Annotated in this window: 10 protein-coding genes; 2 read left to right on the top strand and 8 right to left on the bottom strand. The window is 72.4% G+C overall.

Features of this window, described 5'->3' with window-relative positions; all coding sequences use genetic code 11:
* Window positions 1-10 precede the first annotated feature (10 nt).
* From J2Z30_RS15875 to J2Z30_RS15865, 3 genes are read right to left on the bottom strand one after another with little or no spacing between them, the layout of a single operon-like run.
* Entirely contained in the window at window positions 11-1,477 is a 1,467-nt protein-coding gene (locus tag J2Z30_RS15875; RefSeq protein WP_044571519.1) for an aldehyde dehydrogenase family protein, read from the bottom strand.
* On the bottom strand, window positions 1,474-2,868 hold the full coding sequence (locus J2Z30_RS15870) for an acyl-CoA dehydrogenase family protein (RefSeq protein ID WP_044571520.1): 1,395 nt from the start codon (window positions 2,866-2,868) through the stop codon (window positions 1,474-1,476). The genes J2Z30_RS15875 and J2Z30_RS15870 overlap by 4 nt, the downstream gene beginning before the upstream one ends.
* Before the next feature lie 58 nt (window positions 2,869-2,926).
* Entirely contained in the window at window positions 2,927-3,838 is a 912-nt protein-coding gene (locus J2Z30_RS15865; protein WP_044571521.1) for an SDR family NAD(P)-dependent oxidoreductase, read from the bottom strand.
* A gap of 110 nt (window positions 3,839-3,948) precedes the next feature.
* On the opposite strand from J2Z30_RS15865, the gene J2Z30_RS15860 reads away from it, so the two are divergent.
* Window positions 3,949-4,875 (top strand): cyclase family protein, encoded by a 927-nt coding sequence (locus tag J2Z30_RS15860; RefSeq protein ID WP_044571522.1) that lies wholly within the window; start codon window positions 3,949-3,951, stop codon window positions 4,873-4,875.
* A gap of 272 nt (window positions 4,876-5,147) precedes the next feature.
* On the opposite strand, the gene J2Z30_RS15855 is transcribed toward J2Z30_RS15860, so the two are convergent.
* From J2Z30_RS15855 to J2Z30_RS15845, 3 genes are all read right to left on the bottom strand, one after another.
* Entirely contained in the window at window positions 5,148-5,705 is a 558-nt protein-coding gene (locus J2Z30_RS15855; protein ID WP_044571524.1) for an ATP-binding protein, read from the bottom strand.
* Window positions 5,706-6,176: 471 nt separating this feature from the next.
* Complete coding sequence (locus tag J2Z30_RS15850; RefSeq protein ID WP_044571526.1) at window positions 6,177-7,298, bottom strand: acyl-CoA dehydrogenase family protein; 1,122 nt, start codon at window positions 7,296-7,298, stop codon at window positions 6,177-6,179.
* 7 nt (window positions 7,299-7,305) lie between these two features.
* Complete coding sequence (locus J2Z30_RS15845) at window positions 7,306-8,469, bottom strand: acyl-CoA dehydrogenase family protein (RefSeq protein WP_044571528.1); 1,164 nt, start codon at window positions 8,467-8,469, stop codon at window positions 7,306-7,308.
* A gap of 148 nt (window positions 8,470-8,617) precedes the next feature.
* Here J2Z30_RS15845 and J2Z30_RS15840 point away from each other — a divergent pair, with 148 nt between their 5' ends.
* On the top strand, window positions 8,618-10,165 hold the full coding sequence (locus J2Z30_RS15840; protein WP_044571530.1) for an AMP-binding protein: 1,548 nt from the start codon (window positions 8,618-8,620) through the stop codon (window positions 10,163-10,165).
* Between the two features lie 3 nt (window positions 10,166-10,168).
* On the opposite strand, the gene J2Z30_RS15835 is transcribed toward J2Z30_RS15840, so the two are convergent.
* Window positions 10,169-13,162, bottom strand: coding sequence for a serine/threonine kinase C-terminal domain-containing protein (locus tag J2Z30_RS15835; RefSeq protein ID WP_044571532.1), 2,994 nt, complete (start codon window positions 13,160-13,162; stop codon window positions 10,169-10,171).
* 157 nt (window positions 13,163-13,319) lie between these two features.
* On the bottom strand, window positions 13,320-15,311 hold the full coding sequence (locus J2Z30_RS15830) for a serine/threonine-protein kinase (protein WP_044571533.1): 1,992 nt from the start codon (window positions 15,309-15,311) through the stop codon (window positions 13,320-13,322).
* Between the last annotated feature and the right edge of the window lie 18 nt (window positions 15,312-15,329).

Here is a 15,329-nt window from a genome sequence, read left to right as displayed (position 1 = left end):
TTCCGGTGCCTCAGGCAACCCAGACCAGCGACTGGAGTTCGCTGTACGCGTGCAGGCCGAACGAGCCGCCGTCGCGGCCCACTCCGCTTTCCTTGAAGCCGCCGAACGGTGTCTCGGGGTGGCGCTGGGCGGTGTTGATGCCGACGTTTCCGCTGCGCAGACGGGCGGCGAGGGCCCAGGCACGGCCCGCGTCGGCGCTGAAGACGTAGTCGTAGAGGCCGTAGGCGGTGGCGTCGGCGATCCGCACCGCCTCGTCCTCGTCGTCGAAGGGCAGGGCCACGACGACCGGGCCGAACAGTTCCTCGCGCGCGACGGTCATCGCGGGGTCGGCGTCGGCGATCAGGGTGGGGGCCACGTAGAAGCCGGGCTTGAGCGCCGGGCGTTCGCCGCCCACGACGATCCGGGCGCCCTGCTCACGGGCGCCGGAGACATACGCCTCGACGCGATCGCGCTGTGCGGCGGAGATCAACGGGCCGACGACCGTGGAGTTATCCACAGGGTCCCCGATCTTCAGTGACTCTGCGTAGTGTGTGAGTGCGGCGATGACCTTCTCGTACAGCGATCGATGTACGAGCACACGGGTCGGCGCCGTGCAGATCTGTCCGCTGTGAAAGGAGAAGGTCGAACCGACCGCCCCGACCGCCGACGCGATCACTCGCTCGTCGGCGTCCCCCAGGACGATGGCCGCGCCCTTGCCCCCCAGTTCCATCAGGGTGCGCTTCATCGACCGCCCCGCGGATTCGGCGATCTTCTTCCCCACGGCGGTGGATCCGGTGAAGCTGACCATGTCGACACCGGGGTGCGCGACCAGCGCCTCGCCGGCGGCCGCGCGCGAGCCGGTGACGACATTGAAGGCACCGTCCGGGAGCCCGGCCTCCTTCAGCAGGGGGCCGAGCTCGAGACAGCACAGCGGATCTTGCGGCGCGGGTTTGGCCACGACTGTATTGCCCATGGCCAGGGCCGGGGCCACCTTGCCCGCGAGATTCGTGAGAGGGAAGTTGTAGGAGGTGATGCAGCAGACGACACCCAGGGGACGGCGGACCGCTGCCGCTCCGATCAGCCCGCCGGGCGCCAGCGGGGTGGCGGCAAGGGGCAGCGGGGCCAGCGGCACGGTGTCCGGTTCAAGGGCGCCGCGCGCATAGCGGCGGAAGCGGTCGATCGCCGGGGGCACCTGGAGGGACGAGGTGACGCGCAGCGTCGCCCCGGTCTCCGCCTGGACGAGGGGCACCAGGTCCGGGGCGTGCTCGGCGAGCAGATCGGCGGCCCGGTCGAGTACGGCGGCGCGCTCCTTTGGGGCGGTGCGCGACCAGCCGTCGTACGCGGCACGGGCGGCCCGGACCGCGGCGTCCACATCGGCCGGGTCGGCCTCGGGGGCATGGCCGACGGTTTCCTCGGTGGCGGGGTTGATGACGGGGTAGTGCCCGTTCCCGGGAGCCCGCCACGAGCCGTCGATCCAGTGCGCGTAGGTCTTCGTCATCGGCGTGATTCCTTGGGGAGGTGAAGTACGCGCTCGGCGATGATGGTGCGCTGGATTTCGTCCGAGCCGCCGTAGATGGTGTCGGCGCGGGAGAAGAGGAAGAGACGCTGGAAGGCGTCGAGTTCGTACGGCCGGCCGGCGGTCCAGCGCGCCGGGCCGAGTGCGGCTGCGGCGCCTCTCACCTGCACGGCCAGCTCGCCGAGCCGCTGATGCCAGCCGCCCCACAGCAGCTTGGCGACGCTGGGCGCACCGGGGTCCTGCGCACCGGGGTCCTGCGGGCCGGAGTGCTGGGGGCCGGAGTACTGCGGGCCGCGGGCAGGTGAGCCGGGATCGGGTGAGCCGGGCGCCCGGGGGTTCGCGCTCCCCGGGGGGAGGTCATGGGGGGCGGCCTTCCGCGGGGCGGGGTCCCGGGCGGGCCGGGCGGAGTTCGGGGCGGGACGCTGTGCGCTGCCCAGGGTGCGCAGGGCGTTCCAGCGCATGGCCTTGAGCTCGGCCCACTGCCGTATGAGCCGGTCGCGCAGGACGGGTTCCTCCGCGGCGCCGGTCTCCAGCGCCAGCCGCACCACCCGGCTCAGCTCCTGGGCGAAGCCGATCTGCTGGACCAGGGTGGAGACCCCGCGCTCCACCGCCAGCAGGCTCATGGCCACGCGCCAGCCGTGGCCCGCGCCGCCGACGAGGTGTTCGGCGCGGGCCACGGCCCCGTCGAAAAACACCTCGTTGAAGTCCGCGGTCCCGGTCAGCTGCCGGATCGGCCGCACCTCGATCCGTCCCGGCTGGTCCATCGGCACCAGCAGAAAGGAGAGTCCATGATGGCGCTGTGAGCCCTCCTCGGTGCGCGCCAGCACAAAGCACCAGTCGGCCTCATGGGCAAGGGAGGTCCAGATCTTCTGCCCGGTGATGCGATAGGTGCCCTCGCCCGGGTCGCGGACGGCGCGGGTCCGCAGCCCGGCGAGGTCCGAACCGGCGTCGGGTTCGCTGTAGCCCTGGCACCACACCTCCTCGCCACGCGCGATGGGCGGCAGAAAGCGGGTGCGCTGGGCGGAGTCGCCGTGGGCGAGCAGGGTGGGCCCGAGGAGGTTCTCGCCGATATGGCCCAGCCGGCCGGGCGCCCCGGCGCGGGCGTACTCCTCGGCCCAGACGACCTGTTGGGTCAGCGTCGCGGCGCGGTTGCCGTACGCCCCGTCCGTACGGTTCCAGCCCAGGCCGATCCAGCCGCCCGTGCCGAGCTCGCGCTCCCAGGCGCGGCGGACGGCCATGTCGCCGTGTGCCTCGCCGGGGTGGCCTCCGGTCTGCTGCTTGAGAGCGGCGAACGGTCCGGTGAAGTGCTCGGCCAGCCAGTCGCGCGCCTCGGCGCGGAACCGCTCGTCCTCCGGCCCGAAAGCGAAGTCCACAATCTCTCCCCTCGTCGGCCCTGGTGGGTGTTTCCGGTACGCCCCGCCGTTGCCGGGGTCAGGCGTTGGGGCGTTGGCCGTCGGCGGCGGCCTGGGCCATGGCCTCCAGCTGGGCCAGCATCGGCATGGGGTCGGTGCCGACCGTGCCCGGGAGGAAGTCGGCGATCTTCTCCGGGGTCCAGGCGCCCTCGGCGTATCCGGCTCGCAGTTCACGGGGCTGGGCCCAGACCGCGATCTTGGGGCCCGCGATCGTATAGACCTGCCCGGTGATCCGCTCCGCGCGGGCGCGTTCGCTCAGCAGATAGACGACCAGGGCCGCCACATCCTCCGGCTCGCCGATCTCCTTGAGCTCCATCGGTACGTTGGCGGACATCCGGGTGCGGGCGACCGGGGCGACACAGTTCGCCGTGACGCCGTACTTGTGCAGCCCCAGCGCGGCGCTGCGCGTCAGGGAGATGATCCCGCCCTTGGCGGAGGCGTAGTTGGCCTGGGCGACGCTGCCCTGGTGGTTGCCGCTGGTGAAGCCGATCAGGGTGCCGGAGCGTTGGCGGCGCATCACCGCCGACGCCGCCCGGAAGACGGTGAAGGTGCCCTTGAGATGGGTGGCGACGACCGGGTCCCACTCCTCCTCGGACATATTGAAGAGCATCCGCTCGCGCAGGATCCCGGCGACGCAGACGACCCCGTCCAGCCGGCCGTACCGCTCCAGTGCGGTGTCCACGATCCGCTGGCCACCGGCCATGGTCGAGACGTCGTCGGCGACCGCGACCGCGTCGCCGCCCGCCGCCGCGATCTCCTTGACCACGGCCTCGGCGACCTCGCTGCTCGGTTCGCCGCCCTCGATCGAGACCCCGTAGTCGTTGACGACGACCTGTGCTCCCTCGGCGGCGCAGGCGAGGGCCACCGCTCGTCCGATACCGCGTCCGGCCCCGGTGACGGCGACCACCTTGCCGTCCAAGAAGTTGCCCACGTCGCATCCCCTCCCGGAGTTTCTGACGGTCCGTTAGATTTTTGAGCAGACGCGGCCCGAGTACAAGCCCCCGCACACAAACGTCGGCCGGGAACACCGAAGGAGACGCCATGCCGCTGCCAACCGAGTTCCACGAGATCGCCAAGCGGGTCAACAACTGGGGCCGCTGGGGGGCGGCGGACGAGATCGGCACGCTCAACCTGATCACCGATGCCGTGGTCCGGGAGGCCGCCGCGACGATACGGACCGGCCGTCGCGTACCGCTCGCGGTGCCGCTGCGACAGGACGGCATCCAGACCGGAATGATCCCCGGGCGGGTCAACCCGCTGCATACGATGATCGCGGTCAACTTCGAGATGTTCGGCCCGGACACGGTGGCCACCAGCGACGACGCCGTGACGATGGGACTCCAGGCCGGTACCCACTGGGACGGACTGACCCATGTCTCGCACTCCGGCAGGATCTACAACGGCCGCCCCGCCGACTCCATCACCTCCCATGACCGCGCCGCCTTCAGCGGCATCGACAAGGCGGGGCCCCTCGTCTCGCGCGGGGTGCTGCTCGATGTGGCTCGGACCCGGGGCGCCGAGCGGCTGCCCGAGGGGCATGTGGTCACCCCCGAAGACCTCGACGCCGCCGAGGAGCTGGCCGGGACGAGGGTGCGCTCCGGCGATATCGCGCTCGTCCGCACCGGGCAGATCCAGCGCTATCTGGCGGGCGAGAAGGAGGCGTACGCCTTCCCCTCACCGGGCCTGTCCCTGCGCACGCCCGAGTGGTTCCACGCCCGCGATGTGGCGGCGGTCGCCAATGACACTCTGACCTTCGAGGCCTTCCCACCGGAGATCGAGGATCTCTGGATGCCGGTCCACGCCCTCGACCTGGTCGAAATGGGCATGCTCCAGGGCCAGAACTGGAATCTGGAAAAACTCTCCGAAGCCTGCGCCGAGGAGGGGCGCTACGCCTTTCTGCTGTCGGCCCCGCCGGAGCCGTTCGTCGGCGGCACGGGCTCGCCCGTCGCACCCGTCGCGATCCTCTGACGGCTTGACGCCGCCGATGCCTTGACGTCTCCGATGCCCGTGGAGGGGGCGGCGGGTCGATCCCTTTCGGGTGGCGGTGCGCTCATGCGCGCCCCGAGCACGGCACCGCGCACCACCACCCGGCTCCCGACGCTGAGCCCTGTTTCAGCAGCGGGGGCGCGACCCGCACTCGCCAAGGAACGTCCCCGTGAACACACGGCCCACAGAGACACCACAGCCCTCGGCGTCCCCTCGCGACGAATCGCTGATCCTAGAGTGATCAACCGAACACGTCACGTCAACACCTGGTCTGGACTTTGCCTGATTCGCCCCATGTGTGACGGCGCATGGGAGGCCGCTCGCTTCTTGGAGAGCGGCTCCTCGCCCTTCGTGCGGTCGATTTCACACCAGATCCGCTTCCCGGAGCCCTCCGGCTGCCAGCCCCAGCGGTCGGCGAGACCGTCGACCAGCTCCAGACCGCGCCCATGAGTGTCCCCCTCATCGGCGCAGCGCTGACGCGGAGCGCGGTCGCTGGCGTCGGTGACCTCGACCCGGACCGTTCCCACACCGGCACCCCGGCTCGTGAACGGCCCCGGCGCCCCGCCCCCGGCACCGCCACCGCCCCCGCCGCCCATCGACTGGGCGGGGAAGAGCATCCGCAGCACGGCCGGACAGCCGGTGTGCACCACGGCGTTGGTGACGAGTTCGGAAATGAGCAGAATCAACGTCTCAGCGAGCGGCTCATCGGCTCCGATTCCGGACCCGACAAGCCGCGAACGGGCCCATCGACGGGCACGACTCACCTCCGCCGGGTCGGGCCTGACCTCCATCTGCGCCTGAAGCACCTGCACCGCTCACACCATCCGAACCGGCAGACACATCGCCTTGTACCTCCAAGAGGTCACGGACCGTGACACTCCCCCAGCTACCGCTGGGAGGTACCCCCGTGCGCGACAGCATGGTTGACGTACAGTCACCCCAACAAGCGCTTCGGTCATATTCCAGCGCCAAGGAGTATGCGTGGGGCATACTGTGCGACACGCGTCCTGAGGACTCGAACATCGAGGCTGGGGCGTCGCACACCCCGGGCGAGCGGGGCACGTCGTCATGCCCGGAATCGCCCCATGGGCAACGCCGGGCTTCTCGCACCCCATAAGCGCTCGCACCCCACGGAGAGTACCCGAGCCCGAGCCCGACTCCACCCTGTGACGAGTCACGCCTAGGAAACAACCTGGTATCAACGCTCGGTCACCTCAGAAGCTCTGGGGATCTCCCCAGAGAATGCGACATCCCAACAATTCAGGCGTATCCATCGAGCCCGGCTACAAACATGTTTCAACGGTCGACACGAGACCGGCCGCCAGTTCCTCCTCCGCCGCCGCCCCGGACTGCCACTGACCTGCCCGCACCCAGGCCCGCTTGAGATGGAGATGGACATCCGCTTCCCAGGTGAAGCCCATCCCGCCGTGGACTTGCAGACAATCGCGGGCATTGTGGACAGCGGCCTCATCGGCGAGCAACTTGGCGGCCGCGATGTCACCCGGGTCTTCTGTGACCGCCGCGGCATACACCACACTTCTGGCTGATTCGGCACGTACCAGCATCTGGGCGCACAGATGCTGTACGGCCTGGAAGGCGCCGATCGGCCGGCCGAACTGGGTGCGGTGCTTGGCATGGTCCACCGCGAGCTCGACCGTACGGGAGGCACTGCCCAGCTGTTGGGCCGCGGTCAGCAGCGCCGCCTCGCGCCGCAGCCGGGCGGCGAGCCCCGAACGGCCCGGCCCCGCCTGGTCCGTCCGGTCGGCCTGGTCCGTCCGGTCGGCCGGGCCTGTCCCGTCGGCCGGGCCCGTCCCGTCGGTCTGGTCCGTCTGGTCCGGCCGCGTTCGGCTCGGGGCAAGCCGGTGCAGCGGGGTGGCCGGGTCGACGGAGCGCATCGGCTCCGCCGAACGCGCCACCTCCTCCGCCGGAATCACCTCGACCGCCGTCGGCAACAGCGCCAGCACCACATCGGCGGAGGCAAGATGCTCGACCGGCGCACCGCTCTCGTCCAGCGCCGTCACCACCGTCTCGCCCTGGGCCGCACCCGCCGCCAAAGATCCCGAAAGCCCCGCCGCCAACTCCGTCGCGACCAGCGGTCCCGGCAGCAGCGCACGGCCCGCCTCCTCGAAGGCCAGCACCACCTCCGGCAGCCCCAGCCCCACCCCGCCCGCCGACTCCGGCACCCGCAGCGCGAAGAGGCCCGCCGCGCCCAGCTCCCGCCACAGCGCCCGGTCCAGCCCTCCGCCCCGCCCCGTGTCCCCGTCGCCCCGCGCCGTATCCCCGTCGCCCCGCGCCGCGTCCCCGTCCACCACCGCCCGCAGCCGGGTGCGCGGAAAGCGCCGCTCCAGCAGTTCACGCATCCCGGTTCGCAGCGCCCGCTGGTCGTCCGTGAGCTGGAAGTCCACGCCCCGCTCACCGTCCCTTCGGCAGGCCGAGGATCCGCTCGGCCACGATGTTCCGCTGGATCTGCGAGGTCCCCGCCGCGATGGTGTACGAGAGCGAGGAGAGCCGGTCGGCGACCCACTCCTGACCGGCGTCCAGCGCGTCCGGCCCCAGCACCTCGGCGGCCGCGTCGTACAGCTCCTGCCGCACCTGCGAGAAGCGCAGTTTGAAGACCGAGCCGCCGACGCCCGGCACCCCGCCGGTGCGCTGCGCCTCGCTCACGTTCCACTGGGTGAGCCGCCACAGCGCCGCGCACTCCGCCGCGAGCCGCCCCAACCGGCGCCGCAGCACCGCGTCGTCCCAGCGCCCGTTGGCCTGCGCCGTCCTGGCCAGCGCCGCCAGCACCCGCCTACAGGCGACCACCTCGCCCACGAAGGCCGTACCGCGCTCGAAGGAGAGGGTCACCATGGTCACCCGCCAGCCGTCGTTCTCCTCCCCGACCCGGTGGCCGACCGGCACCCGCACCTCGTCCAGGAACACCTCGGCGAACTCCGCCGTCCCGGCGAGGGTCCGCAGCGGCCGCACCGTCACCCCGGGCGCGTCCATCGGCATCGCGAGCCAGGTGATGCCCCGGTGCTTCGGCGTGTCGGCGTTTATCGGCGCGGTGCGCACCAATAGTTCGCACCAGTCGGCGATCTCGGCGTGCGAGGTCCAGATCTTGCTTCCGCTGATGACGTATTCGTCGCCGTCCCGTACCGCCCGGGTGCGCAGCGATGCCAGGTCGGAGCCGGCGTCCGGTTCGGAGAACCCCTGGCACCAGACCTCGTCCCCGCGCAGGATCGGCGGCAGCCAGCGCGCCCGCTGTTCGGGGGTGCCCTCGGCGGCGATGGTGGGGCCCGCGTGCAGGAGTCCGACGAAACCCGCGCCCACATAGGGCGCACCGGCCCGCTCGGTCTCCTCCAGGAAGATCAGATGCTGGGTGGGCGTCGCGCCCCGGCCGCCCGCGTCCTCGGGCCAGTGCAGCCCTGCGTAGCCCGCGTCGTGGAGCATGCGCTGCCAGCCGCAGTCATAGGCGCGGCGGCCGGGCCAGTCGGCCGGGTGCGGGCGGTCCGGCAGCTTGGGCAGGATCTCGGCGAGCCAGGCGCGCAGCCGGTGGCGGAAGTCCTCCTCGTCCTCCGTGTAGGTGAGATCCATCAGCGGCCGACCTCCGTTTCTGATGGGCCGTCAGACAAAGTTGGGCCTCCGCAGGCTAGTCCGCACCCCCTGGACCGACAAGGCGCGCGCCCTTACGCTTCGAGCACTATCTGATGGGTCGTCAGCTACCGTCCCACGGGAGGCCGGGATGACCGACATCGCGCATGAGCTCGGCAGTTCGGCGACGCTGTGGGAGCTGCTCGATCGCCGCGCCGCCCTCACCCCCGACGCCCCCGCCCTGCTCCAGGCCACCGCCTCCGCCCGCCATGACCGGCGGCTGACCTTCGGCGCCCTGCGCACCCGCGCCGAGCGGACCGCCGCCGGGCTGTACCGGCTGGGGATACGCCCCGGCAGCCGGGTCGCCTGGCAGCTGCCAACCCGGATCGAGACAGTCGTGCTGACCATGGCGCTCGCTCGCCTCGGCGCCGTGCAGACCCCGCTCATCCCGTACTACCGCGACCGCGAGGTGCGGTTCGCGCTCCGCGAGTCCGGGGCGCGGTTCTTCGCCGTGCCCGGCCGGTGGCGCGGCTTCGACCACACCGCGATGGCGCGCCGCCTGGCCGCCGAACTGCCAGAGCCGCCGATGGTCTTCGAGGCGTACGACACGCTGCCGGTGGCCGACCCCAAGGCGCTGCGGCTGCCGCCACCGCCCACCGACGGACGGGCCGTCCGCTGGATCTACTGGACCTCGGGCACCACCTCCGACCCCAAGGGCGTGCTGCACACCGACCGCAGCCTCATCGCCGCCGGTGCCTGCCTCGCCCACGCGCTGCGGCTCGGCCCGGACGACGTCGGGTCCATGGCCTTCCCGTACGCCCATGTCGCGGGGCCCGACTACACCGTGATGCTGCTGCTCTACGGCTTCCCGGCCGTGCTGCTCGAACACTTCTCGCTGCCGGAGTCGCTGCCCGCCTACCGGCGGCACGGGGTGACGGTCGCGGGCGGCAGCACCGCCTTCTACTCGATGTTCCTGGCCGAGCAGCGCAAGAACCCCGCGCGCCGGCTCATCCCCACCCTGCGGCTCCTCGCGGGCGGCGGCGCGCCCAAGCCGCCCGAGCTCTACTACGAGGTCGTACGGGAGCTGGGCTGCACACTCACCCACGGCTACGGGATGACCGAAGTCCCCATGATCACCATGGGAGCGCCGGACGACACGGACGAGAACCTCGCCACCACCGAGGGCCGGCCGCCCAAGGAGATGGAGATCCGGGTGGTGGACGGTCACGTGCGGCTGCGCGGCGAGGCGGTCTGCGCCGGATATCTCGACGAGGCCGAGAGCCGTAAGGCCTTCGACGCGGACGGCTTCTTCCTCACCGGCGATCTCGGCCACCTCACGGAGAGCGGCCATCTGGTGCTGACCGGCCGCGCCAAGGACATCATCATCCGCAAGGGCGAGAACATCTCGGCCAAGGAGATCGAGCAGCTGCTGTACCGGCACCCGGACGTGGGCGATGTGGCGGTGATCGGCCTGCCCGACCCGGACCGGGGCGAGCTGGTCTGCGCCGTCGTGGAACAGCCGGCCGGGGCGACGGCGCTGACCCTCGGCCAGGTCGTGTCGTATCTGCGGGAGGCCGGACTGTCGGTGCACAAGCTGCCGGAGCGGCTCGAACTCGTGGACGCCCTGCCTCGGAACGAGACGCTGCGGAAGGTGCTGAAGTACCAGCTGCGGGAGCGGTTCGCGGAGGGAACCGCCTAGGGGCTAGCCGGTGGTGGTGCTGTACGTGGCCGTGGCCTGGTCGAAGTACTGGTTGACCGCCCGGCGCTCATCGGACGGGCCGATGACCAGGACCACGTGGTAGCGGCCGTCGATCAGCATCGCGAGGTTGCGCGCGTACACATTCCGACCGCTGCTGTCGCGCCAGGTGAACGCGCCCTCCGCCATCGCCGTACGGCCGACGTCGATCCGCCGCAGCCCCGAGGACGAGGCCCAGGAGGAGCCGCGGAAGGCGGACAGTTCGGCCTCGCGGTCCTGCTGGTACGCCATCGGGTCGCCGCCGAACTCGGACATCTTGTCCCGCCCGGCCACGACCACCAGCTCGAAGTCGCCGCCGATGTAGCGGATCTGGCCGCGGCCGTTCTCGCCCCGGCGGGTCCAGCCCTCGTGAACGGCGACCTTGAAGCCCTTGGGGTCCTTACGGACCTCGAAGCCCTTCGCCAGCCCGGCCGGGTCGGTGGACTGCGGCTCCTGGTCGCCGGGGCCGTCGGGGTCGGCGGGCTTTCCGGCCTCCCCCTCGTCGCCGTCGCCCTTGTCGCCGTCGCCGCCCGCGGGGTCATGCGGCGCCGCGCTGGGCGTACCGGCCGAGCCCGTACGTTCCTGGCCGCCGTCGTCCTTGGAGCGCGGCATGAACATCATCGCGTAGAGCACCGCGGCCGCCAGCCCCAGCAGGATCAGGAGCAGCAGCATCCGCCCGAGTTTGCGCGGCTTGCGCTGGGTGGGGGGCGCCGGAGGAGCCTGCCGGGCCTCCCGGGGCTCTCTCTTCTCCCGCTTCTCGCGCTTGTCCCGCCGGTGCCGCGCGTGGCCCACCGGCGCGTCGGCCGCCGCGGCCGGGCGGCGGCCCCGGCCCCTGCGCACCAGCCAGCCCCGCCTGCGGACGATCGGCAACCGCCGGGGGTCGGACGCACCACCGGAGCCGAGCGACGGCACCGTGACCGTGCTGATGCCGACGTCCGGCTCGGGCGCCGCCCGGATAAGGGACCGCAGCCAGCCGCGCAGCTCCTCGAAGTCCGGGCGCTCGGTGGGGTCCTGGCGCATCAGCGACTCGACGACGGGGCGCAGCGCACCGCACTCCTCCGCGTACGCGGGCGCCTCCCCACAGACCATCTGCACCAGCTCGGCGGCGCTCTCCTCCGGGTACGGGGCATGGCCCTGCACCGCGCGGAACAGCAGCGCGCCGAGCGCCCACAGATCGGCGGCGGGGCCGACCGGGGGCGCCAGCCGCCAGTTCTCATGGACCGGGCCCGCCTGCTCGGGCGCCCACCGCTCGGTGACGGCGCCGACCACGACGATACGGGCCTGGCGGGCGCGTTCGGCGGCGAGCGCGGTGGCGGGGCCGCCGCCGGTGGCTCCGCCGGAGTCCCAGGAGCCGCCTTCGGGGGCGGACGGGCCTTCGGAGGCGGTCGGCCTGGCGTTCTCCAAGGCCTCCGGCTGACCGGGCCAGCGGGCGCCGCCGGTCACCGGCTCCGGGTCGGGCTCGGGGGCGCGGGCGGGCGTCGGGGCGGGCTCGGGGGTGTGCGGAGAGCGGGTGGCCGCGTCGACGTTGGCCCGTGCGGCGGCTCGCGCGCCCGCCGCGTAGGCGGCGATGGCGCTGGCCCGCGCCGCGCGCGCGGCCGCGTTGGGCGCATCGGCGCCGACGCCGCCCCGTTCGCCCTCCCGGTCGCCCGGCTGTCCCAGCTGTCCCGGTTGTCCTGGCTGTCCCGGCTGTCCCGGCTGTTCCGGTTGCCGAGGGCCGGGCAGCTCACCGGCGGCCGCCTGGTCCCGGTAAGGCGCCATGGGCCCACCGGCCCCCGGACCGAACGTCACCTGATCCCGGTACACCGGACCACCAGGGCGGGACCGCACCGGACCACCGGCGCCCACGCCCGGCCCCGCCGGACCGCCCGCACCCGCGCCCGCGCCCGCCGAGCCACCCGCGTCCGCCGGGCCACCTGCGCCCGGCCCCGCCGAACCCCCCGCACCAGGCTCCGGATTCGCCTCCATCGCCCCGTGGTCTCCGTAAGGCGACCGTGGCTCGGGCAGGCTCGTCGATGTGCCCTGGCCACCGTGTTCCCGGCCCTCGGCGTCGGGCCGGGCCGCGCCCGCCGGTTCGTGGCCGCCGTAAGGACGGCCCGGCGGCCGGAAGCCTCCCGCTGCGCCCTGGTCGTCGTAGCGCGGGCCACCGTGCGGCCGCCCCTCGCCGCCCTCGGCCGTACGGGCCCCGGGGATGGCGGCGCGCCCTTCGTCCCCTCGCTGCGCCGGGCCCTGGGCGGCCCGGTCCGGGTGGTCGCCGGAACCCGCCGGGCCCGGCGGCAGGGCGGCCGGGGCGTCAGCCGACGGGGCGTCCTCGGCAGCGGACACGGCGTCCGGGGACGGCGAAGACGCGGGTGCCGGAACGGGGTCGTAGCCGCACAGCGCCTCCTCCGCCGCACCCGCCGCCAGCCCCGTGAGCATCGCGCGCCCGTCGTCGCACAACAGCACCGTACGGGCGGTGATGTTGCGGTGGACCCAGCCGTGGGCGTGCAGGGCGCGCAGCGCCGTAAGGATGTCGTTGGCGACCTCGGCGGCGCGGTGCGGGGACAGCGTGCCCTCGGCGAGCAGCGCGGCCAGCGGGCGGCCGGAGACCAGTTCGCTGACGATCCACAGGCTCCCGGCCTCCGCGAAGACATGGAAGACCTGGCCGAGCCGGGGATGGTCGGGGATCTGCGCGGCGGATGTCGCCGCGGCGATGGCGCGCCGGACGGCCGGGTCACCGCTGCCCCGGGCCGTACGCCCGGCACCGGCGAACGTGCCGTTCCGCCCCGACGGCCCGCCGCCCCACCGCGCGTCGTCGCCCACGACTTCCGCGTCGACGACCTCGGGCAGTGGTATCTGCCGCAGATGGACTTCCTGCCCGCTGTAGGTGTCGAAGGCGCGGGTCTCGACGAGTTCGTATTCGTCGGCGGGCGGCAGGGGCAGGCGATAGCGGTCGGCCAGCACCCGGCCCGCGTACTCCTCCACGACGCCTCCCCAAGCGCGCGACCAACGCCGCCCTCATCAGCGATCAGCGCAGCCTGAAACCCTTCAAATATGGTCGTTTTGGCGAGTTCCTGCGGCTGCGCACAGTCTAGGGCCTCTCACGATACGTGCCCGAACGACGCTTCGCCGACAGGAGTGTTCAGTCCGTAATCTTGAACGTGTCGAAGGCGGTCTGGCGGAGGGTGACGCACTCCTTGTCGTCCCACTTGCTCGCCTCGCAGGTGATCAGTATGGCGAAGCCATGGCTGCTGTCCGCCTTGAAACCGCGGTTGAGCACCCGGACCCGCTTGCCGTCCTGGTCGCGCTCGAACTCCCAGTCCGCGACGGTCGGATAGCCATGCCAGTCCACCGACTTGATGCCGAGGCCCTTGTAGCCGGACATGGTGCGGCGGGCGTTCTCCTCGCCCTTGCGCCAGTCCGCCTCCGCGTCAGACTTCGGCGCGTTGGTGAAGTCGATCTGAATACGCGGAATGCTGGACCCGCCGTAATACTTACGGCTTCCGGAATAGCTCCCGGAGTGGACCGACCAGCCCTCCGGCATGGCCATGCTGAACGGGAAGTCGGAGCTCTTGACGGTCTTGTAGCCGTCGGGCAGGCCGCCCTTACCGCCGTCGCCCTTGCCCTTACCGCTGTTGTCGCCGCTTCCGCCGCCCTTGCCCGAGTTGTCGTCCGAACCCTTGGAGGCATCCGGCTGACCGCTCTGCTTGCCGCCGGAAGTCCCCTCCTTCGGCGACTCGCCCGCCGACTGGCCGGTCTTGTCGGTGCCCTTGCCCTGGTCCTCCTTGGAGCCTCCCGAGGCCCCGGCGGAGGCGGACTTGTCACCGCCGGAGGAGCCCTTGGCCTTGTCGCCGCCGTCCCCGCCGTCGTTCAGGACGACGGCGAGCACGGTGGCCACGATGGCGAGCACCACGACCACCGCGATGATGATCAGCGTGCGCCTGGGGACCACGTCGGTGATCGAGGCGCGCGGCGGCAGGGAAGGCCGCGGGGTGGGCGCGGCCTCGGGCGTCGCGGCGTCCGCCGCTGAGCCCGCCGCTCCGGAGCCCGCCGCTCCGGACTTCGCGCCGGACTTCGCGCCCGACGTCGACGCCGACTCCGGCTCCGCCTCGCTCTTGCCCCCCACCTTCTTCGCGGCCGCGGCCGCGGCCGCGTTGCGCACCGACTTCAGCGCGCCGCGTCTGCGCTCCGCGGCGGCCGTCTCCTTGGCCTCGGCGGCGGCCTCGTCCTCCTTCGACGGGGCGGGCGGCAGGCTCATCGTGCGGGTCGCGTCGGCGGGGGCCTTGGTCACCTCGGGCCCGTTCACCACGTGCTCCAGCAGCCCCCGCGCCCCGGCGTCGTCGAGCCGCCGGTCCGGGTCCTTGGTGAGCAGGCCGTAGATGACCTCCTCCAGCGGGCCCGCGTTCTTCGGCGGCTCCACCGGCTCGGTCATCACGGCCGTCAGAGTCGCTATGGCCGTGCTCTTGTCGTACGGCGGCACGCCCTCCACCGCCGCGTACAGCAGCCCGCCCAGCGACCACAGGTCGGCCGGTGGGCCGGGCTTGTGGCCGCGGGCCCGCTCCGGGGAGATGTAGGAGGGCGCGCCGACCAGCATGCCGGTCGAGGTCACCGACGGGTCGCCCTCGACCTGGGCGATGCCGAAGTCGGTGAGGACGACGCGGCCGTCGTCCGAGATCAGCACGTTGGAGGGCTTCACATCGCGGTGCAGGATGCCCGCCTGGTGGGCGGCGCGCAGCACATCGAGGACGGCGAGCCCGACCTCGGCGGCGCGCTTGGGGGTCAGCGGGCCGTCGTCGCGGACGACGTCGGCGAGGGAGCGGCCCTCGATGAGCTCCATGACGATCCACGGGCGGTCGTCCTCGTCGACCACGTCGTAGACGGTGACGGCGCCGTTGCTGCGGATCCGGGCGATCGCCTTCGCCTCGCGCAGCGTACGGGTGATGAGCCGTCTCTTCTCGTCCTCCTCCACGCTGGACGGGAAGCGCAGCTCCTTGACCGCGACCGTACGGCCGAGGGTCTGGTCACTCGCACGCCAGACCGTGCCCATGCCGCCCTGACCGAGGATCTCCCCGAGCCGGTACCGCCCGGCGAGGAGGCGCCCAGTCGAACCCTGCGTCTTCTCAGCCTCCGACATGCGACCCCTCTGCAAATC

This window comes from Streptomyces iranensis, from assembly GCF_017874715.1.
GTDB classification, from domain to species: domain Bacteria; phylum Actinomycetota; class Actinomycetes; order Streptomycetales; family Streptomycetaceae; genus Streptomyces; species Streptomyces iranensis.
This window is presented reverse-complemented; position numbering and strand designations above follow the sequence as displayed.